Origin of the sequence: Aminivibrio sp. (assembly GCF_016756745.1) — a bacterium.
In the GTDB taxonomy this organism is placed as follows: Bacteria; Synergistota; Synergistia; order Synergistales; family Aminobacteriaceae; genus Aminivibrio.
The window spans coordinates 1-19,557 of record NZ_JAESIH010000069.1; the positions used below are offsets into that span (position 1 = coordinate 1).

The window sequence follows — 19,557 nt, forward strand, 5'->3', positions numbered from 1 at the left end:
CGGACAACGGGTTCCGGTGGTGGCCCACCGACCGGGCCCAGACGGTGGAGGTGGTGGGCGAGGCCGACGGGCCTTCCGGCGAGAGGGGCTATTACATATCCGTCCGGACGGATATGTTCAAAGCCCGCAGCCTCGACGGCGACGCCCTGAAGGCCATCAACATGACCCTCATGACCTTCGCGTCCCTGGCGGGGCCGGTCTATGACCCCCGCCGGGGAACCCTGGACCTCTGCTCCTGGGCCCTTGTCTACGAGGAGATCAGCCCGTGGATGAACATCCTCCTCAGCATCGCGGCGGCCATGCAGATCCACGAGGCGCAGAGGCTGGGGGACAAATTCGGGGACTTCGGTCTGGAGAACGCCGTCAGCGGCCATCCCGAAAACGGCATCCGGGAAGGGTGGGACAAAATCTCGGACCTGCTTCCCGCGTTCATCTCCGCCCAGGGACGGGAGCCGTCCCGGTGGACCGCCCCCGAATTCCAGCACGCGGCCGACCTGCTCGGGAACATACCCCCGGTTCTTATGGCCACCGCCGGAGGTCCCGGGCTGTCGGCAGAGTTCCCCTTCGGCACCTTTCCTCTCTCTGCAGGATGTCGGCGGACGAACCTCACCCCTTCTACGGCAACGGCCTGCTGATCACCCATTTCTTCCCCGTATCGGGAAAGAAGGGCGAGGAAGAGCGCTGGATCCGGAAAGCCCTCTCCCTCAACATGCCGCTCCTCGGCTCCGACCCGGCGGGGTACGGCTTCGGCAGCTACACCTACAGTGACGGGATGATCGTCCACGCCGCCTTTTACCCGAACACCCTCTACAGCCCCGGCCTCCTGCTGAACCTCCTCCTCTCGTGCGGGGCCAGGGGAATGGCCATGAACAGGGAGCTAGCAGGGGTCAAGGGGGATGAAAACCTCTTCAGTCTCTCAAAGAGCGCCGTGGAGCGGATGATGGATCTCTTGGGGAAAAACTGACACCGAAGGAGGAACCGCGATGAGGGACATGATCTGCAAACTGATGGAAGACGCCGGGCTCCAATAGAGATACAAGGTGAATTGTTCGTGCCCGAAGGGAGCGGGCAAGAGAAGGTCCCCTAGGGGATCAGGGCTGTCCAAATTCGGATGCGAAGGGCGTCCTTGCTCTCACCTATGAAGGTTTTGACCTTCCCCGAGAAAGCATCGGGACAGGCATGTTCTGCTTCAGCGTCTTGAAGAAGAGCTCGATCTCCCCCCGGTCCCTGTAGATCTCGCCTATGGTGCTCGCCGCGAACCGGAGGTGATTGGTGAGATTGGTGAGATTGGTGAGAAGAACGATATTCTCTCCTGTTTCAGGGTTCTCGACCGTGATCCTGCGGAGCGGTCCCCGGTGACGCCCCCGCAGGTTTTTCAGGCAGAGGGAATGTCGCCGGGCATAAGGTGAATTCGCCCCGCCAGGGGCGAAGAGATTATCCCCTGGGGGACAGCGCCCGGGCCGAGAAACCGACACGGATGTCGGTTTCACAAGCAGGCAACCGGCGAACGCAGGGAGCCGTGTTGATCGCTTGGGCAGTTGTCAAGGACGACAATCTGCACCCCCCGCCCAAGCGTTCCCCGGTGACACTCCCCGCTGCCTGCGGATTTAGGGGAAGCGGTTTTCATTTCGGTGGGGTAGAATGTAGTTCATCGCGATCACACCGGCGGCGAAATGAAGGAGGGGCCCGGTGCTTCTGAATTTTTGTCATAAGAGAAAGAAGCCCAACCCCGATTTCCTTCAATACGATTTTGGTCTCCCGAAAGGAATGGTCTTTATGATCGAAGTGGTGGCAGCCCTTATCCGGAACGGGGGCAAATTCCTGATCTGCCGGCGCCCGGCGGACAAGGCCCGTCCCCTGCTGTGGGAGTTTGTCGGCGGGAAGGTGGAGCCGGGCGAAACGCCTGAGGACGCCCTGGTACGGGAATGCCGCGAGGAGCTTGCGGTGACCCTCTCGGTGGGGGATGTGTTCATGGACGTGGTCCACGAGTACCCGGACATTACGATCCACCTGACCGTTTTCAACGCGTCCATTGCCGAAGGGACGCCCCGGAAGATCGAGCACAGCGACATCCGCTGGATCACCCCCGGGGACATCCCCCACTACGAGTTCTGCCCGGCGGATGCGGACATCCTGGAACAGCTGATGGCCTGAGGCCTGTAGAAAATAGAGCGGAGGTTCTGCCGTGGCGGATTTTGACCCTGTGATTATGATACGGAACGCGCGGATAGTGGACGGGAGCGGGACGCCATGGAGGAAAGGGCTGGTGAGGACCGGCATGGACGCCGTCCTGGTGCTCTTCAATCCGGACACGGTGAGGGACGGCGCCGCCTTCGAGGATCCCTTCGGGGAGCCGGAAGGAATTTCTCACGTCTTCGTCGCCGGGAAGCTTGCGGTGAAAAACGGTGTTTTCACGGGAACGACGGCGGGGAAAGTGCTGCGGAGGAGCTGAAACCCGCTCGCGGGCAAAATCTTCGCATATTCCGGAGGCATTTGAATGATCAATAACACGATACCGGGGAGGCTGCGGTGAATCCCGTCCGCGGCTTCCCACCTTCCTCCCGGCCCGATGCGGTGGTTCTCATACTGGGGAGCATGCCGGGGGAGGCATCCCTGAAGGCCGGGCAGTATTACGCCCACCCGCGGAACGCCTTCTGGCCCATCATGGAGGCCGTCCTGGACATCCGGCGGGACCTGCCCTACGGCGAGCGTCTTGCCGCCCTGGCGGAGAGGCGCGTCGCCCTGTGGGACGTGCTGGCGTCCTGCGTGCGGCCCGGGAGCCTGGATTCGTCCATCCTCGGGTCAACGGCGGTGCCCAACGACCTGCCCGGTTTTTTCCGGAGGCATGCCCTTATCCGGACGGTGTTCTTCAACGGGGCGAAGGCCGAAGAGGCATGGAAGCGCTGGGTGGTGTCGTCCCTGGCTGAGTCGGACCTCAGGCTTGTCCGCCTGCCCTCCACCAGCCCGGCCCACGCGGGTATGAGCCTGCAACAGAAGACCGAAGCCTGGCGGGCGGTGGCAGAGGCGACGGAGATGCCTTAAACCCCGAGATCCTTCGGGCGGTGAGGCGTGTCCTCAGGATGACAGAGGGGTGTCCCCCGAACCCAGGTTGTCATTCTGAGCGGAGCGATCAAGGAGCATCTTGAGCACAGCGAGGGGAGATTCTGCTTTTTTCAATTCCCTTCAAGCCGAAAACACGCGAAATTCAAGTCACGGCCCCCCGTGGGTGGTATCCCATGTCAGGGCAGACCACGGTAATAAAACTGCTTGATTACGTAACGGGTATCCGTCACTATCTCCAGTGCAATGGCGCCGTTGTTTCCCAATCAACTTTTGCAGGACCTTGAAAAACGTCCACACCCCCCTTTTTCCCTTTCTATTTTGCAACAAAGACCAAAGCCGAAAGGCGGACACGCTGGAAGCGCTTGACCTGAACGGTGGGAGTCTTCTCTCTACTTTGATACATTATATACTTGTTTTACATCATCTCGAGCTCTTTTTTGTGGTCTGGAAGTAGGGTACACTTGCGTTGCGGTGAAACGCCGTGGAAGGGAGGAAAGGACATGCTGGAAGCAGTGGATCTTTCCGTAAAAATGAAGAAAAAGGAATACGACGTCAAGGCGGAGAAGATTGCGCCTCTTCTCGGAGAGCTCCAGAGAACGGCCAAGGAGAAGAACGTTCCCGTCCTTCTTGTGGTGGAAGGATGGCAGGGTTCCGAAAAAGGAACGCTTATCAACCGCCTTCTGCAGATGCTCGATCCCAGAGGGTATTTCTTTCTGGCCCCGAAGAGCCGGGAAGACGAGGAATATCCCTTTCTCATTCCTTTCTGGGAGGTCACTCCCCCTGCGGGAAGAATGACCATACTCTCGGGAAGCTGGTACCTCGAAGTACTCCGCCGCAGAGTGGAGCGGAAAGAAGAGAAGCAGGATTACTCCTCCGTCTTTCGGGATATTTGCGCTTTCGAGCGTCAGCTCGCTGACAACGGTACCGTGGTGTTGAAATTCTTTTGCCATATCGATAAAAAAGAACAGAAAAAGCGCCTTGAGAAACGAGCGGCGAATCCCGATCTGGCTTGGTTGGTGACCGACAATGATTGGCGAGAAAATAAACAGTACGACGACTTTCTCTTTTGCGCCGAAGAAATGCTTTCCTTCACCGGAACGGAATATGCCCCTTGGACCATCGTGGCGGCTACGGATTTTGAATTTGCTGCGTGGAAGATTATTTCCACGGTGGAGCGGGTTTTGCGTCAGCGGCTCTCCGGAGATGAATGGCCTGCCACTGGAGGGGTCCTAGGCGGCGTGGAGTACGGAACGAGCGCTGCTCTGTCGGCTCTTGAGCCGGAGGGTGATATGGCGGACAAGGAATATGACCGCACCATGAAAAATCTCCAGAAAGAATTGAAATCTATGGAACTCCGCATGTTCCGAGAGAGGCTTCCGGTGATTCTCGCTTTCGAGGGAGTGGACGCGGCCGGAAAAGGCGGGGCCATTCGTCGCGTCACAGAGACTCTTTACCCTATGAACTATACTGTGTACCCTGTGGGAGCCCCCAATGACTTGGAGCGAAGCCACCACTATCTATGGCGTTTCTGGAAGGATTTCCCGAAGGACGGGCATCTTGCCGTCTTTGACCGGAGCTGGTACGGGCGGGTATTGGTGGAGCGCGTGGAGGGGTTCTGCACCCACGCCGAGTGGTACAGGGCGTATCGAGAGATCAACGAGATGGAACGACACCTCACCGCCTTTGGAACAGTTTTGTTAAAATTTTGGCTGCAGATCGACCCGGAAGAACAGCTTCGCCGGTTCGAAAGCCGCCGGGACGATCCTCTCCGAGCCTGGAAACTCACCGACGAAGACTGGCGCAACCGGAGTAAGTGGAATGATTATCAGAATGCCGCCGGTGAAATGCTTGTGCGTACCAGTACTCCCTATGCCCCGTGGACCGTGGTGGGCACCAATTCGAAGAAATTGGCGAGGACAAAAATTCTGAAGACCGTGGTGGACGGAATCCAAAACGCCCTAACTCAGCGCTCCGGCGGAAAAGGCACGGGAAAGTGAAGACGATGACTCCCGACGTGCCCGCTCTTTCGTTTCAGGGAACCTCTGAAAAAGTCTCGGGCACATTGCCTTTCGACCTTGTAAAACAGTACTGCGGCAGTTGTTTCCAACTCCAGGCCCTATGAGGAGATGAGGACCGATGAACCGCCGGAAAACGCTCGCGAACGCCTCCGCCTTCGAAAAATACAAGAAACCCGCGAAGCCCTAAATCAGCAAATTTTTTCAGGCAGAGGGAGTTGTCGCCGGGCATGAGGATTTGCCCTCCCCGGGGGCGAAGAGATCTCGCTCCGCGCTCCTTGCGGGGATATTCCCTGGGGGAGAGGTCGCCTGAGGGGAGAGGAACCGACACTGATGTCGGTTTCACAGGCAGGCAGCCGGCGAACCCAGGGAGCCGCGGGGAGCGTCTCTTCCTCATCGCGAAAAGGATAGTCGGCTTTTCGACCAGGTACAGGAGCCTGGTGAAGAACACGAACTTCGCCTTCGTGCTCTTTGCCTTGTCGGACGCCGGATCAGTTCTTGTTCAGAGGTTCCATAAAGACGACAAAACCCAGCACCCCCGATGCGGGGAGAAACGGTCTTGCCTCGGGACGGAATTTCATTTGCAGTCTCCCTTGCTCTCTTCATGGATTAATAATAGTTATACCTTATGAGCTGAGGGAGGTCACCTGAATTCCGAATCGTTCTCCGAAAGTCTTGAGAAAATACTTCTGATGTTCCTCCAGTGCCCAGATTTCCAGATGGGGGTCCTCTTTGGTTTCGAGTTGCAGCAACAGAGTTTTCTTTTCCCGGACGAAGGTTGCCCTCTTCACCGCTTGGCGGTGCCCTCGATCAAGACTTTCTCCCATACGGAGAAGCATGCTGAGAGGAAACACCATTCTCCGAGACTCCGTGTCCAAGGCGGAGAACGGGGGATCTTTCTTCTTCGGAGGCCGTTTCCTGTGGAAGTAGGCCAGGGCAGCTATTATGGCTATTTCCTTGTCGTGGAAACCCAGCAATTCTGCGTGGCTGATAAGGTAGTGGCTGTGGGCGTGGTGGTTGCTGAATGAGAGAAAAAGACCAATATCGTGGAGCAGGGCGCCATAGTAGAGCAGTTCCCTGGCATCTTCCCCCATGGCGTGCAGTCCGGCATTTTTTGCGCTGTCGAAGAGGTTCAGGCAGAGGGCTCCCATATGTCGGGAGTGCTCTTCGTTAAAGCCGCAGGTTCGTCCGAGCTGCAGTATGCTCTGCTCCCGCACGGAAAATGATGAAGGGTCCAGATAGCCCCATGTTCCCCGCATGAGGTAGTCCTGAAGAAGACCGTGCCGGAGGCTGCGTGAGCTTATGGAGATTTTTTCCAGATTCAGGTCCTCCATGAGCGTATGGATGATTGCGGCCCCGGCAATGATTATGTCCGCCCGCTCCGGGGCCATACCGGGGACTTTCTTCCGTTCTTCCAGAGGGAGAGAGCAGAGAAGTTTGACGAGAGAATCGAGCTGGCGGAAGGTCATTGTCCGTTCCGAACGTTCGTCTTCTCCGCTCGGTCTGTTTTTTTTGCTTCGCTGGCGTGCGGTCATTTCGCCGAGAGTTTCCAGCGTGCCGGAGCTTCCCACCACGAGCTGTACGGGAAAATCTCGAATCCGCTGGACGCTCCTCAGAGAGGCGTTGCGGACGTATTGCTGTACCAAGGCGTATCGGTCGGGCGAGACGGGACCGACTTCTTCAGGAAGAAAAAACATAGAGGAAAGCCGTACACATCCAAGCTTCAGGGAGTCAAGGTGAAAGTGTTCGACTTGGTTGCCCACGATGAGTTCGGTGCTTCCGCCGCCGATGTCCACGAAGAGTCCTGTCTTGCCCTCCATGTTCATGCCTCCCGCCACGCCGAGGTAGATCAGGCGAGCTTCTTCGAGTCCAGAGATGATCTTTAGATCGATGTTTGCTTCCTTCTTGACTCGATCGAGGAAAACATCCCGATTTTCCGCGTCCCTTGTGGCGGAGGTGGCTACTGCGTAAATCTCCTCCGCACCCAGATTTCTGGCCATTTCGGCGAAACGGCTGAGCACCAAGATAGTACGCTCCATGGCCTCCCGAGTGAGACGTTGTTTCAGAAACTCCCCCTCCCCCAAACGGACCATGATCTTGTTCTGGTTCAGAATTGTATAGGACTTGTTTGTATTGATCCGTACCACGAAAAGGCGGACCGAGTTTGTGCCAAGGTCGATGAGGCCGACCACGTGACCGGAGGCGTTCAGCTGCGGACCCATTGAATCTCGAGCCTTTTTCCGAAGACTTTTTCGAAAAGAGCGCCTTTTTCGAGAGCGCGCAGGCGCTCCGCATCCGCGTCTCCGGCAGCGGTGCAGGAAATGAGCACTCGTTCGTCTTCCACGAAGCATTCCACCCCGATGATTATCCTTTCATGAGTCCAGTCCAGGCCGTCGGCAACTCGCAGGAGTGCGGCGAGGCGGCGTACCTCTTCTTTGTCCTCGGGGGCGAGCTGTTCGAAAAAGGGGTGGCTGTCGTCCGGATCGGCTTTCCTATGATAGCGGGCTATAGAAGCGATGATGATCCGCTCCCGGTCGTCCCGGATAATGTTTTTTAAACCGAGGATGAACTCCATGGCGGCCTTGTGGTGCTCTTTGCGTCCCTTGAGCCATCCGATGTCGTGGAGGGTAGAGGCGATCTTCAGGTGGAACCGTCCGTCCTCGTCCAGGCCGTGAAGGTCCTTCAGTCGCTCGAAGAGGGCCAGGGCGATGGAGGTCACATGGCGGCTGTGGTCTGCATGGACCGGTACCATTCGGTCGAGGATGTCTTCCGCTTCTTCCTCAAGAGGAAGCTCTCCCTCGTTGGGTCCGGCGGCAAGAAAGGAAGAGGAAACGAAATCTCCCGGCATGCCTCTGGACAAGGCAGCGTCCGCCGTTTTGGACATGTCGTATTCCACGAGATAATGATCTAACCGGAAATATCCTGGCCGCATCTGGAGAAGGGCGTAGCAGGCCCTGAGGTCGTTTCCAAGGGGGTGCCCCACTGTGCCGGGATTGAGAAACCAGGTGTTCTTCACTTTTTTCGCCAGGGGAAAGTGGGTGTGCCCTGTGACAACAATATCTGCATCGGCTTTTTCAGCAAGCTGGAGAAATCTCTCCTCCGGGGTGTCTTCCGTGATATTTTCTTCGATATCCTCGGGACTGCCGTGAGCAAGAAAAATCGTTTTCCCCGCGAGGAAGAGTTTTTTCGTCCGGGGAAGGTTTTTGAGGTATTTCCGGGAGGTCTTCGACAGGGCGTTTTTGTTCCAAAGGTGGAGGGCCGCCTTCTCCCCCTTCTTTTTCCCGTCGGCCTTGAGGACGTTCCGATCGAAATTTCCCGCGACGGAGGCCGCCTCCACAGCGGCGAGAAGGAGCACTGTTTCTTCAGGAAAGGGGCCCTGCCCCACGTAGTCTCCCGTATTGAGAACCAATTCACCTCCGCGCTTCCTGGCATCTCCAAGGACCGCCTGAAGTGCGGGAAGATTGCCATGTACATCTCCGAGAAGAATAATTTTCATGAATTATCCGTCCTTTCTTCTTCGAATGGAAAGAGGGCATCCCCTACTGTCCTGAGGTTTGTCCAGAAGCCTCTGGTCTTGAGAGTGTCCCATTCTTCGAGAAAATGGATGTATTGTTTTTCTCTCAACTCTTTCCTCCTGTCTCGAAAGGCGAGAATTCCTGAAACGAGAGGGGGAAAGGTCCTGGCGTGGCCGTAATATTCCAGAGTTCGCCTCTTTTCTTCCTCCAAAAAGAGAGGCAGGATGTTGAGCCACACATCGCAGTCATGAATCTCCCCCAGCAGGTCCTGAAGCCCTTTCATTTTTCCGATGAAAGGGTCAAGACGGCCTTCGTAGAGAGGTGCGAGAATTTCCATGGCGTATCGCAGTTTCTTTCCCGCCTTTCGGAGGTTGTGAAGCTCTTTTACCGCCGCCGGATTCCGGATGAAGGGATCGTAGCTGAGAACTTCGGCCACGCGCCTTCGCACTTCAGCGGGAGGTGCGGCGAAAGCTCCTTTTCCCCCCTCTTCGAGAATTTCCCGCTCGGCGGCGGCCCGCAGCCCTTCTGACATGTCTTTCAGGGTGCTTCGTGTTTTCCCCGAGCGGATAAGATTGCGGATTTTCGGCTGCATTTTCTCTCTCTGCTGAGAGAGCCGAAGGTGCAGACGTGCCAGTCCTGCTTTCTCCCGTTGAACGGCGCTGTCTTTTTCCGCCGCTACGACCTCCATCTGGACGTCCAGGTCCCTGGCTTCCCCAAGGAGTCGGGTGAGTCGTCCGATGGCGCGGCTCCACTTTTTCCTGTCGTTGTCTGAAAAGCAGGAGCCGAAAAGGGAAAGAGCTGCTCGGAGTCTTCTTGTTCCAACTCTGGTGTGGTGGAGATATTCAATGTCCTCGGCGTCGGCGAGGCCGTCAAATTGGGCGAGAATTTTCTCCAGCAGAGACGCCAATGTCTCTACAGCGAAGGAACAAAAGGTTTTTTCGGAAAAGGTCATTTTTCCTCGCTTCTTTCGGGCGGGTTCCAGCCCCATGTCCGGGCCATCATGATTTTCTGGGAATCCACAAGGGATTCTCCAGCAAGGGGCTCAATCCGTCGGTAGACTCCATCCGGGTCAAGCCGCCGAGCTTTTTGATTGTCTCGCAGGTGAATCTCCAGAATGTTGTCCCGGATGCTGTCCCTCAGCGCCTTGTCGTGAATGGGAACGAGTACTTCCACTCTCCGGTCCAGATTACGGGGCATGAGGTCGGCGCTGCCGATGAACATTTCATCGTCCCCTCCGTTGTTGAAGTAAAAAATGCGAACGTGTTCAAGAAAACGCCCTACGATGGATGTTACTTCAATGTTGTCGCTCACTCCGGGGACTCCCGGCCGGAGGCAGCAGATGCCCCGCACTTGGAGCCTCACCTTGACCCCTGCCATGGAGGCTCGGTAGAGAGCCTGAATGCACTGATTGTCCACGAGCTGGTTCATCTTGAAGGCGATGTATCCGTCACCGAAAGCTTCGTGGCGGCAAATCTCCCGCTCGATACGGGAGATTATGCCCGAACGAGAGGTGTAGGGTGAAACGAGAAGCTGCTGGTAGTTTTCCTTGAGAGAATAACCCGTCATGGCGTTGAACAAGTCCGTCACGTCGGCGCAAATGGCTTTGTCGGCGGTGAAAAAGGAAAGATCGGTGTACACTTTGGCAGTGATGGGGTTGTAATTCCCCGTACCGATGTGGACGTACCGAGCGATGCCCTCCGCTTCGCGGCGTACCACCAGGCACAGCTTGGCGTGAATCTTGAACCCCACGAGACCGTATACTACATGGACCCCTACGTCCTCCAGGGCCTCCGCCCAGTTGATGTTTCTCTCTTCGTCGAACCGGGCCTTCAACTCCACCACCGCAGTCACCTGTTTGCCGTTCTTCCGGGCGTTGATGAGGGCTTCCACTACGGGCGACTCGGTTCCCACCCGGTAGAGGGTCTGCTTGATGGCCACTACCTTGGGATCAACCGCGGCCCTGCGGACGAAGTCGAGCACGGGGGAGAAACTGTCGTAGGGGTGGTAGAGCACCACGTCCCGCCTTCGAAGGACGGAATACAAATTCGCTCCCTCGGTGAAGGGGGGAGGAATACGGGGCAGCAGTGGTTCGTCCTTGAGGTCGGGGCGATCGACAGCGCAAAGGTCCCAAAGGCCGGAGAAAGCCATGGGGCCCTTTCGTTTGTAGATCTGAAATGGTGCCAGGTGGAAATGACGCACCAGAAAGGCAAAGATCTCGCGGGGAACCCCCGATGATACTTCAAGACGTACCACCTCGCCGAAATTCCGGCGGTCCACCAGATCCTTCACTGCTTCGATGAGGTCGGATGATTCGTCCTCCTCAATTTCCACGTCTGTGTTCCGGGTGATACGGAAGAGCGCGGACGCCGTCACGTGAAGACCGGGAAAAAGAAGGTCAAGATAATGTTCTACCAGGTCTTCCAGAAAGAGAATGTCCGAGTGGTGGATGTTGGAGGTGAAGCCCAGGCTTTCGTAAGTCTTGGCCTTCTTGTTTCTCGGCAGGAAGATGAAACGGGAAACGTTCTTGGGTATTTTCAGACGGGCGAATCTGGTTCCCTTCTGCGGATCGGCGAGCTGGACGAGAAAATTCAGACTAAGATTTGAAATCACTGGGAAAGGACGTCCGGGATCAATGGCCTGAGGCGTCAAGACCGGGTAGATTTCATTCTTGAAGTAACCTTCCAGAAAATTCCGGTGCTTTTCGCTGAGGTCTTTATATTCCACGAAACGCATGCCGGCGTCCTTGAGACGGGGCTCCAGGGATTTACTCCAATATTCTTGGGCCTCCGCCAGCAGTGGAAGCACTCTTTTACGTATTATGGCGAGCTGCTTGGACGCCGGAATACCGTCGGACGAAGGAGCGAAGATGCCGTTCCGATACTGTTCCATCAGGCCAGAGACACGAACCATAAAGAACTCGTCAAGGTTATTGAAGAAGATGACCAAAAACTTGAGCTGTTCAAGCAAAGGCGTGGAAGGCGTCATGGCTTCTTCGAGGACCTTCGAGTTAAAGTCGATCCAGTTTATCTCCCGGTTGAAATAAAGCCGAGGATCGTCAAGACTGGTTATGGGTTCTGGTTTTTCGTTGTCTCTCTTGCCGCTCATATCGTCGCCGACCTCCCCGCCCACAGGAAGAAGTGAGGTGGGAACCATGAAAAAAACCTCCCCGTTACGTATCATTATAGTATAGCCCCATAGATGTCCATGGATGAATTTTTTCTATCTTACTCGTTGCCCTCTTCTTTCGCCACTTCTCTTCCCTGAATGGAACAAAAGTGTTACATAACCGTAGGGAAAGTCTGGTGAATCATCCGAAGACGACGTATCCCGGCTTGCTTGAAGTAAGGACGGAAATAGAGAAACAGACTTTTCCCGAACAATATGAGTTTTATTCCGGGCGAACACAGGGAACTTCTTCTATTTGTCCAGGCCCCGGAAAGAGCCAAATCCGCACCCCAGCGGGGAGCGTCACCGGGAAACGCTTGGGCCGGGGGGCAGATTGTCGTCCCTGACAACAGCTCAGGCGATCACCGCGGCTCCCTGCGTTCGCCGGCTGCCTGCTTGTGAAACCGACATCCGTGTCGGTTTCGCTGTTCCCCAGCGGACTGACCCCTGGAAGAAACCGTCATTTGGGGCTATCCTTCAGGAGGGCGCCCACGAGTGAATGGATATTTGCGATTATCCCGATAGACGGCGTCCCCGGAGCTTTGCCTGCCCGAAGGCGTCGTTTTCAGGAACCGGTCGTTTCAGGCGGGTGCTGCCCGCTCTATGAGAGGAGGAAGGGAGCATGGAATACGGAAGCCTTCTGCTGCTGTTTGACGACGAAAACCCCTGCTGGACGGAGAAGCTTGTGCAACTGGCCGAAGAGGACCCGGCGCTTCTGCCGGAAATGGTCCGGGACGGCCTCGCCGAGAGGAAGGGAGAAGCCTGCGTCCTGACCGAGGCGGGGAGGACGGCGTTCCGGAAGGAGGCCGCCGCAAGTTTCCTGCCTGTTGAACCGGGGATCCCCGACCTGGACCCCGGGGAGCATCTTTTCCGGACACGGCTGCGGCTGCTGCTCGACAAGAAGCATATCCAGCGGTGGGGGGTGAAAGAGTACGTGCCGGGAGCCCGTTTTCCCGTGCCGGACCTTGAGAATGCCCTGTTGTTCTCCCTTGACGGTGGGATTGAATGGAAATGGCCGTCCTCCCCGGCGGTGGAACGGATGAGGAGCGACTGGCCCGTCACGGGACTGGCCGCCAGAAAAATGGCTCCCCCGCCGGCTGACGCAGCTGCCCGGTGGTTTGAAACCCAGGGAGAGGCGCCTGCCGTCTTCGAAGCGGATCTGCTCTACCTCAGCCGCTACGACTTCCAGGCCTATACGTCCTTCGCCCCTCTGCCCGGGGACCGGTGGGGGCTGCTGAATGCCGACCGCTTTTTCTGTATGGATTCGCCATCTCCTGAAACGGTCAATCTTGAGTGGTTCCTGGGAACCGTCGGGAGATTCCAGCTTGCCCTGGAGGTTCTCCGCCGGATGGTCCTGCCTGGGTACATGGACCTGGACAGCCATGACCAGGACGGCATCAACTGGCTGATCTTCCTCTTCGAAACGGAGGAGTCGGCGGAGAGGTGCGTCTCCCTGCTGGCACCCTTCGGGCAGGATCTCATCCGCCCGGCCATACCCATGGACGTGTGGGCCCTGAGTTTCGAGGCCCTCGAGGCATTTCCGGAAAAAGCGGAGACCATCCACGACCTTCTTCCGGTGATCGGGAAAGCGGTGGTGAGGACTCCGTAAAGCGTTTTTGAAAGACTGTTTCTCAGGAAGCCGGAAGAACCGCGGCGGGGAAGAAAAACGCAAATAAGTGTTTTACAGGTGCAAAAGGAGGCGAACCATGAAGGACGGGATGAGTTCCGAAGAATCGGACAAGAAACTTGCGGCCGTCTGCGGACTCTATTGCGAGGCGTGCTCTCTTTTCATCGCCACGACGGAAGATCCTGCACGGCTGACGGCGCTGGCAAAGCTTTTTCAGCTCCCGGAGGAGGAGATGCGCTGCTACGGATGCCGTTCGGAGAAGAGGGGACCGTACTGCAGGACATGCGAAATGTCCCCGTGCGCCGCTGAACGGGGGATAGACTTTTGCGGCGATTGCGCGGAATATCCCTGCGACACCCTGAAAGCCTTCCAGGCGGAACGGCCTCACCGGGCCGAACTCTGGGAGGACCTTGAGAGAATCCGTGAGGTGGGATACAGGGAGTGGATGGCTGAAAAAAGGAAACACTATTCCTGTCCCCGGTGCGGTACCCTCAACTCCGCCTATGATCTGAAGTGCCGGAAGTGCGGAGAGGAACCGGGCTGCGCCTTTACCGCCATGCACGGGGGGAAAAAATAGAGGAAGTCCTTCGGCTCCGGCGGGCGGCGGAAAAGGCGGCAGCGGGAATTCCGGAAAAGCTGGAAAAAAACCAGGAATTGCCGTAAAAAAAGCTTCCCAAATCTACTGTCGATTTAGTATAATGCATTGTGTTTGGGTTGTGGCAGGATAAGAGGTGATAGAATGACCGACAACACAGACCGCCGTTTTTCCGGTCGTCTTGCCCGCCTGCATGAGGAGCTGGATAAAATCGGCGCTGATGGGCTGATGGTCTTCAGCAGCGAACTGGACAATCGGCCGGGCATACAGTACTTTTCGGGATTTACCGGCTCCTTTGCCGTGCTTGTGCTCGGCCGGAACGGCGGCAGGCTCGTCACCGACTCCCGGTACTTCCTCCAGGCGGAGGAGGAGTCCTTCTTTCCCCTTGTGAGGATGGAGGACCGGGATCCCTGGCCGGCCGTGGGGCAGGCCCTCCGGGAGCTCGATGTCAAAATTCTCGCCGTGGAGGACGACAGGCTGACCCTGGAGCGGGGCCGTGCCCTTGGCAAGATCGCCTCTTCCGTGGTGGGGACGTCCGGGCTGGTCCGGAGGATCAGGGCGGTGAAGGACGAGGATGAGCTGGCCGTATTGCGTCGTTCCGCCCGGATAGCCGCCGAAGCCTTCGAGGCGTTTCTTCCGGCCGTTCGTCCGGGGCGCACCGAGGCGGAGATCGCCGCCGACCTGGTGCACGAAATACGCAAACGGGGAGCCCAGCAGATGGCCAAGGGACATTTCGTGACGGCTTCGGGTCCCCGGGGGGCCAGGCCGCACGGGGTGTTTTCCGGCAGGGTGCTCGAACGGGGCGACTTCATCACCATGGACTTCGGCGCCCTTCTCGACGGCTATGTCTCCGACATAACCCGCACCGTGGGCCTCGGTGAACCGGACCCGAAACTGGTGGAGATCTACCATATCGTAGAGGAGGCCCGGAAACGGGCCGTGGCGGCGGTATCGTCCTCAACGACGGGGCGGGACGTGGACAGGGCAGCCAGGGATTACATCGCCTCGAAGGGCTGGGGAGACCATTTCACCCACTCCACGGGGCACGGCATCGGCTTGGAACTTCATGAGCTGCCCGTGGTGAACCGGCTGAACGAAGAGAAGCTTCCCGCCGGGGCCGTGGTGACCATCGAACCCGGCATCTATGTCGAGGGCCTTGGAGGCGTCAGGATCGAGGACGACGTGATCGTCCTGCCCGGCGGCTGCGAAGTGATCACGTCCGCGTCCCCCACGGCGCTCAGGCTGCTCTTCCCGGCGTAGGTGCGAAGTTTCCCGACTGGAAGTGTCCGGTCGGCGACGATAGACAAATCAAGCGGAGAAAAGAAAGGAAGTGGAAAGGAAATGAACAAGTTCAGAACAGCGGCACTCGCCCTCCTTCTTGCCCTGACGTTCTGCCTGCCCGCCGTGGCGGTGGAACTGCGGCTCGCCCAGGTGGCCGACGTGTCGAGCCTCGACCCTCATAAGGTGAGCGACATATACTCGGCGAACGTCATCCGGCAGATTTACAGCAACTTGGTGCAGGTGAACGAGGACATGGAGATCGTTCCCGATCTCGCCGAAAAGTGGGAAAACCCCGATGACCTCACGTGGATCTTCCACCTCCGCAAGGGCGTGAAGTTCCACAACGGCGAGCCCTTCACCGCTGCCGCCGTGAAATATTCCATCGAGCGGATCAAGGACCCCAAGACCGCCTCTCCCGGCGCCACCCACCTGAAGGAAGTGGCCTCAGTGGAAGTGTTGGATGACTACACGGTGAAGATTGTGACGAAGCACCCCTTCGCCCCCATGCTCATGAGCCTGACGCGGTACGAAACTTCCATCCTGAACGAGAAGGCTGTGGAGGCTGCGGGAGCGGACTACGGCAGCAAGGCCGCCGTCGGCACCGGCCCCTTCAAGTTTGAGAGCTGGTCCCGGGGCGACAAGGTGGTCTTGGTGAAGAACGCCGACTATTTCCGAGGACCCGCCGCCATCGATACGGTGGTGTACCGGGGCATCCCCGAGGATGCTACCCGCTTGGTGGAGCTTGAGTCCGGCGGCATCGACCTCATCCCCGGCAACTTCCCCTACCAGGAGTTCGCCAACATCGAGAAGAACGACAAGTATCTCACCTACAAGGTTCCTGCCATGTCCACTCTCTACATGGGGCTGAACACCGAAGTGAAGCCCCTGGGAGAAAAGCTCGTGCGCCAGGCCATGAACTACGCCGTGGACAAGCAGGGCATTGTGGACGCCGTATACTTCGGTTTCGCCACGCCGTCCCGCGGCCCGCTCTCCCCGGTAATCTGGGGATTCGACCCCGCAAGAAAAGCGGCCTATCCCTACAACCCCGAAAAAGCCCGTGAACTCCTGAAGCAGGCCGGGTACGCCGACGGTTTTGACATGACCATCTACTCCGACAACAGGACCGAGCGGCGCAACGCCGCGGAACTGATCCAGGCCTACCTTGCCGAAGTGGGCATCCGGGCCCGGATTGAGCTCATGGAGTGGAGCGCCCTGCTCTCCACCTCCGCCAAGGGCATCGGCGGGGCCTTCATGCTGGGCTGGACGGGTACGGGAGACGCCGACGGCGGACTGACGCCCGTTTATCACTCGGCCAACATCGGTTCCTCCAACCGGTTCCGCTACAAGAACGAAGCCCTCGACGCCCTTCTCGAGAAAGGCACGGCCACCCTCGATCAGGAGGCCAGGAAGAAGGTTTACGCCGAGGCCCAGGAGCTTATCGTCGAAGAATGCCCCTTGGTCTTCTTGATCAGTCAGGAACTGCTGGGTGCGTCCACGAGCAAGGTCAAGGGGTTCAAGCTGTACCCGAACATGATCAGCCCCCTGTATTCCGTCACCCTCGCCGAGTAACCCCAATCGACAGAACGCCGGCGGGCTGCCTTACAACGGGCCCGTCGGACTTCATTTTTCGGAGGATAGGATCCATGCTTCGTTATTTTCTCAAGAGGCTCATGTTCCTCATCCCGGTGCTGCTGGGCGTTTCGGTGGTGATCTTCTCCATCGTCCACCTGGCGCCGGGAGACCCCGCCGAGGTCATGCTCGGCCCCAGCGCTACCCAGGAGGAAATTTCCAACCTGAGGGAGCAGCTCGGACTTACCAAGCCTTTATACGTCCAGTACGGCATTTTTCTCAAAAACGCCCTCAAAGGTGACCTCGGACGGTCCATCAAAAGCAACGCCCCGGTGGTGGACGAGATACTTGAGCGGTTCCCCGTCACCCTGACTCTCGCGGTGCTCGGCATGATCTTCGCCATCGTCATCGGCCTGCCGCTGGGAATCCTGGCGGCATTGAAACAAAACACCTGGGTGGACGCCTTATGCAGCTTCTTTGCCCTGGTGGGCTTTTCCATACCCAACTTCTGGGTCGGCCTGATGCTCATGCTGCTGCTTTCCATCTATATCCCCATTCTGCCGTCGTCGGGCTTCGACTCCTGGAAAAACCTCATCATGCCCACCATCGTCCTCGGAATCCAGACCATGGCGGTGATCGCGCGGATGACTCGGTCGAGCATGCTCGAGGTTATCCGGCAGGATTACGTCCGCACCGCCCGGGCCAAGGGCATCTCCGACCGGCTGGTGCTCACCAGGCATATCCTCGGCAACGTGCTCATCCCCGTGGTGACCATTGCGGGGATTTATTTCGGCCACCAGCTCGGCGGCGTGGTCATCACCGAGACAATCTTTTCCATTCCGGGCCTCGGACGGCTTATCGTGGATGCCATCCGCGCCCAGGACTACCCCGTGGTCCAGGGGGGCGTGCTGTTCTTCGCCCTGTGCGTGGGGATCGTGAATCTTCTGGTTGACTTGCTCTACGCTGTGCTGGACCCGAGGATCAAGGCCCAGTACCGGGCGGCGAAATAAGGGAGAGGGGGATAACGTCATGAACAATGAAAACGGAACCCTGTTCGCTCCCTCATCCGGCCGGACGAAGGAAAGGGAAAAGCGTCGGAGCCCCTGGTGGGAAGTCTGGCGGCGCCTTCGGCGCAACAAGGCAGCCGTCGTTGGAATGTCGGTGGTCATCCTGCTTGTGGTGGTGGCGGTCCTCGCCCCAGTCCTGGCGCCCTACGACCCGAACCAGACGAACATCAAAATACGCCTCCAGGGACCGTCTTCGGAACATCCCCTGGGGACGGACAACTTCGGCCGGGACATGCTGAGCCGGATCATCTACGGCAGCAGAATCTCTCTTTATGTCGGCTTCGTGGCTGTGGGCATCGGCGCCGTATTCGGCGGCATCCTCGGGGCCATCGGGGGCTACTACGGCGGCCGGCTCGACAACTTCATCATGCGGTGCATGGACGTGCTTCTGGCCATACCCCAGATCATCCTGGCCATCGCCATCGTCGGTGCCCTGGGAACGAGCCTACTGAACCTCATGATCGCCGTGGGGATCAGCCAGCTTCCCCGGTACGCCAGGGTGGTAAGGGCGTCGGCCCTCACCGTCCGGGGGCAGGAGTACGTCGAGGCGGCCCGGGCTGTGGGAGCGAGCGACACCAGGATCATCCTGGAGAACATCATCCCCAACTGCATGGCCCCCATCATCGTCCAAAGCACCCTGGGAGTGGCCCAGGCCATCCTTTCGGCGGCGGCCCTCTCCTTCCTGGGCCTCGGCATCCAGCCCCCCACGGCGGAGTGGGGCTCCATGCTCAGCTCGGGACGGCAGTTCCTCCGGAACGCTCCCTACCTCACCTTTTTCCCGGGGCTGGCCATCTCCGTGGTGGTGCTCGCCCTGAACATTTTCGGCGACGGGCTTCGGGATTCTCTTGATCCCAAGCTCCGCCAGTAGTCCGCCGGGAGGTTTTTTCATGAATGATCCCTTGCTGGAAATAGCAGATCTGAACGTCATTTACAAAACCTACGAAGGAACGGTTGCCGCCGTGAACGGCGTGGAATTCTCCCTCGAAGCGGGCAGGACCCTCGGCCTCGTGGGGGAGAGCGGCGCGGGGAAAACCACCACCGCCCTGTCGATCATGGGCCTTGTCCCGTCCCCTCCCGGCATTATCACCGGCGGCCGCGTCAGTTTCGGCGGGAAGAACCTCCTCTCCCTTTCGGAGAAGGAGATGAAGAAGATCCGGGGCAACCGCATCTCCATGATTTTTCAGGATCCAATGACCTCCCTGAACCCGGTGGTGACGGTGGGAGTCCAGATTTCGGAAGTCATGGCGGCCCACCAGAACCTATCGAAGGCGGAGGCGGAGAAAAAGGCCATGGAGATGCTTGAAAAAGTGCAGATCCCGGGCCGGCGGTACAGGGAATATCCCCATGAATTCAGCGGCGGCATGCGCCAGCGGGTGGTCATCGCCATGGCGCTGGCCTGCAACCCGGGGCTCATCATCGCAGACGAGCCCACCACAGCCCTGGACGTGACCATCCAGGCCCAGGTGCTGGATCTTATGCGGAGCCTCAAGGAGGAGTTCTCCACCGCCATGGTCATGATTACCCACGATCTCGGCGTGGTGGGGGAGGTCTGCGATCACGTGGCGGTCATGTACGCCGGTCGCATTGTGGAGGCGGGCTCTCTGGAGCAGATCTTCGGCAATGCCAGGCACCCCTACACCCTCGGCCTGTTCCGGTGCAT

General features: G+C 58.2%; 18 protein-coding genes. 13 read left to right on the forward strand and 5 right to left on the reverse strand.

What is annotated here, in order from left to right; genetic code table 11:
• Window positions 1-635: hypothetical protein (locus tag JMJ95_RS11915; protein ID WP_290685601.1), on the forward strand; the 635-nt coding region annotated here is incomplete at its 5' end.
• On the forward strand, window positions 590-964 hold the full coding sequence (locus tag JMJ95_RS11920) for a hypothetical protein (RefSeq protein ID WP_290685604.1): 375 nt from the start codon (window positions 590-592) through the stop codon (window positions 962-964). The genes JMJ95_RS11915 and JMJ95_RS11920, both read left to right, overlap by 46 nt.
• Window positions 965-1,136: 172 nt before the next feature.
• Here the strand turns inward: JMJ95_RS11920 and JMJ95_RS11925 are convergent, their stop codons facing one another.
• Entirely contained in the window at window positions 1,137-1,475 is a 339-nt protein-coding gene (locus JMJ95_RS11925; protein WP_290685607.1) for a transposase, read from the reverse strand.
• A 214-nt stretch (window positions 1,476-1,689) separates the two neighbouring features.
• Here JMJ95_RS11925 and JMJ95_RS11930 point away from each other — a divergent pair, with 214 nt between their 5' ends.
• The 4 genes from JMJ95_RS11930 (at window position 1,690) to pap (ending at window position 5,060) form a co-directional block, all read left to right on the forward strand.
• Window positions 1,690-2,154 carry a (deoxy)nucleoside triphosphate pyrophosphohydrolase gene (locus JMJ95_RS11930; RefSeq protein WP_290685609.1) on the forward strand — a complete coding sequence of 155 codons (465 nt, stop codon included), beginning with the start codon at window positions 1,690-1,692 and terminating at the stop codon, window positions 2,152-2,154.
• Window positions 2,155-2,185: 31 nt separating this feature from the next.
• Window positions 2,186-2,452, forward strand: coding sequence for a hypothetical protein (locus tag JMJ95_RS11935; protein WP_290685612.1), 267 nt, complete (start codon window positions 2,186-2,188; stop codon window positions 2,450-2,452).
• A gap of 77 nt (window positions 2,453-2,529) precedes the next feature.
• Window positions 2,530-3,042, forward strand: coding sequence for a DNA-deoxyinosine glycosylase (locus tag JMJ95_RS11940; protein WP_290685614.1), 513 nt, complete (start codon window positions 2,530-2,532; stop codon window positions 3,040-3,042).
• Between the two features lie 521 nt (window positions 3,043-3,563).
• The gene (pap, locus tag JMJ95_RS11945; protein ID WP_290685617.1) at window positions 3,564-5,060 is read left to right on the forward strand and encodes a polyphosphate:AMP phosphotransferase; all 1,497 of its coding nucleotides are present in this window, start codon (window positions 3,564-3,566) and stop codon (window positions 5,058-5,060) included.
• A gap of 644 nt (window positions 5,061-5,704) precedes the next feature.
• On the opposite strand, the gene JMJ95_RS11950 is transcribed toward pap, so the two are convergent.
• Genes JMJ95_RS11950 through ppk1 form a run of 4 tightly spaced genes read right to left on the reverse strand, consistent with a single transcriptional unit; the run spans window position 5,705 to window position 11,746 of the window.
• Window positions 5,705-7,300, reverse strand: coding sequence for a Ppx/GppA phosphatase family protein (locus JMJ95_RS11950; RefSeq protein ID WP_290685620.1), 1,596 nt, complete (start codon window positions 7,298-7,300; stop codon window positions 5,705-5,707).
• Window positions 7,285-8,574 carry a YfcE family phosphodiesterase gene (locus JMJ95_RS11955; protein ID WP_290685622.1) on the reverse strand — a complete coding sequence of 430 codons (1,290 nt, stop codon included), beginning with the start codon at window positions 8,572-8,574 and terminating at the stop codon, window positions 7,285-7,287. Before JMJ95_RS11955 ends, JMJ95_RS11950 begins: the two co-directional genes overlap by 16 nt.
• The gene (locus tag JMJ95_RS11960) at window positions 8,571-9,545 is read right to left on the reverse strand and encodes a CHAD domain-containing protein (RefSeq protein ID WP_290685623.1); all 975 of its coding nucleotides are present in this window, start codon (window positions 9,543-9,545) and stop codon (window positions 8,571-8,573) included. Before JMJ95_RS11960 ends, JMJ95_RS11955 begins: the two co-directional genes overlap by 4 nt.
• Complete coding sequence (ppk1, locus tag JMJ95_RS11965; protein ID WP_290685626.1) at window positions 9,542-11,746, reverse strand: polyphosphate kinase 1; 2,205 nt, start codon at window positions 11,744-11,746, stop codon at window positions 9,542-9,544. Before ppk1 ends, JMJ95_RS11960 begins: the two co-directional genes overlap by 4 nt.
• A gap of 634 nt (window positions 11,747-12,380) precedes the next feature.
• Between ppk1 and JMJ95_RS11970 the strand changes: the two genes are divergently transcribed.
• The 7 genes from JMJ95_RS11970 to JMJ95_RS12000 all read left to right on the forward strand — a co-directional run.
• Window positions 12,381-13,367 (forward strand): hypothetical protein, encoded by a 987-nt coding sequence (locus tag JMJ95_RS11970; RefSeq protein ID WP_290685629.1) that lies wholly within the window; start codon window positions 12,381-12,383, stop codon window positions 13,365-13,367.
• A gap of 97 nt (window positions 13,368-13,464) precedes the next feature.
• The gene (locus tag JMJ95_RS11975; protein ID WP_290685631.1) at window positions 13,465-13,962 is read left to right on the forward strand and encodes a DUF3795 domain-containing protein; all 498 of its coding nucleotides are present in this window, start codon (window positions 13,465-13,467) and stop codon (window positions 13,960-13,962) included.
• A gap of 162 nt (window positions 13,963-14,124) precedes the next feature.
• Window positions 14,125-15,240, forward strand: coding sequence for a Xaa-Pro peptidase family protein (locus JMJ95_RS11980; RefSeq protein WP_290685634.1), 1,116 nt, complete (start codon window positions 14,125-14,127; stop codon window positions 15,238-15,240).
• Between the two features lie 81 nt (window positions 15,241-15,321).
• Window positions 15,322-16,830, forward strand: a complete 1,509-nt coding sequence (locus JMJ95_RS11985) for a glutathione ABC transporter substrate-binding protein (RefSeq protein ID WP_290685636.1) — start codon at window positions 15,322-15,324, stop codon at window positions 16,828-16,830.
• Between the two features lie 74 nt (window positions 16,831-16,904).
• Window positions 16,905-17,840 carry a nickel ABC transporter permease gene (nikB, locus tag JMJ95_RS11990; protein WP_290685638.1) on the forward strand — a complete coding sequence of 312 codons (936 nt, stop codon included), beginning with the start codon at window positions 16,905-16,907 and terminating at the stop codon, window positions 17,838-17,840.
• Window positions 17,841-17,859: 19 nt separating this feature from the next.
• On the forward strand, window positions 17,860-18,765 hold the full coding sequence (locus JMJ95_RS11995) for an ABC transporter permease (RefSeq protein WP_290685640.1): 906 nt from the start codon (window positions 17,860-17,862) through the stop codon (window positions 18,763-18,765).
• Between the two features lie 19 nt (window positions 18,766-18,784).
• Window positions 18,785-19,557, forward strand: a 773-nt coding sequence (locus JMJ95_RS12000; RefSeq protein WP_290685642.1) for an ABC transporter ATP-binding protein, incomplete at its 3' end; no start/stop codon positions are given.

Excerpts from the sequence above, each read along its gene's own strand:
- JMJ95_RS11980 (WP_290685634.1), top strand. The coding sequence starts at position 14,125 with ATGACCGACAACACAGACCGCCGTTTTTCCGGTCGTCTTGCCCGCCTG.
- pap (WP_290685617.1), top strand. The coding sequence starts at position 3,564 with ATGCTGGAAGCAGTGGATCTTTCCGTAAAAATGAAGAAAAAGGAATAC.
- ppk1 (WP_290685626.1), bottom strand. The coding sequence starts at position 11,746 with ATGGTTCCCACCTCACTTCTTCCTGTGGGCGGGGAGGTCGGCGACGAT.
- JMJ95_RS11970 (WP_290685629.1), top strand. The coding sequence starts at position 12,381 with ATGGAATACGGAAGCCTTCTGCTGCTGTTTGACGACGAAAACCCCTGC.
- JMJ95_RS11920 (WP_290685604.1), top strand. The coding sequence starts at position 590 with ATGTCGGCGGACGAACCTCACCCCTTCTACGGCAACGGCCTGCTGATC.
- JMJ95_RS11975 (WP_290685631.1), top strand. The coding sequence starts at position 13,465 with ATGAAGGACGGGATGAGTTCCGAAGAATCGGACAAGAAACTTGCGGCC.
- JMJ95_RS11950 (WP_290685620.1), bottom strand. The coding sequence starts at position 7,300 with ATGGGTCCGCAGCTGAACGCCTCCGGTCACGTGGTCGGCCTCATCGAC.
- nikB (WP_290685638.1), top strand. The coding sequence starts at position 16,905 with ATGCTTCGTTATTTTCTCAAGAGGCTCATGTTCCTCATCCCGGTGCTG.
- JMJ95_RS11960 (WP_290685623.1), bottom strand. The coding sequence starts at position 9,545 with ATGACCTTTTCCGAAAAAACCTTTTGTTCCTTCGCTGTAGAGACATTG.
- JMJ95_RS11955 (WP_290685622.1), bottom strand. The coding sequence starts at position 8,574 with ATGAAAATTATTCTTCTCGGAGATGTACATGGCAATCTTCCCGCACTT.
- JMJ95_RS11985 (WP_290685636.1), top strand. The coding sequence starts at position 15,322 with ATGAACAAGTTCAGAACAGCGGCACTCGCCCTCCTTCTTGCCCTGACG.
- JMJ95_RS11995 (WP_290685640.1), top strand. The coding sequence starts at position 17,860 with ATGAACAATGAAAACGGAACCCTGTTCGCTCCCTCATCCGGCCGGACG.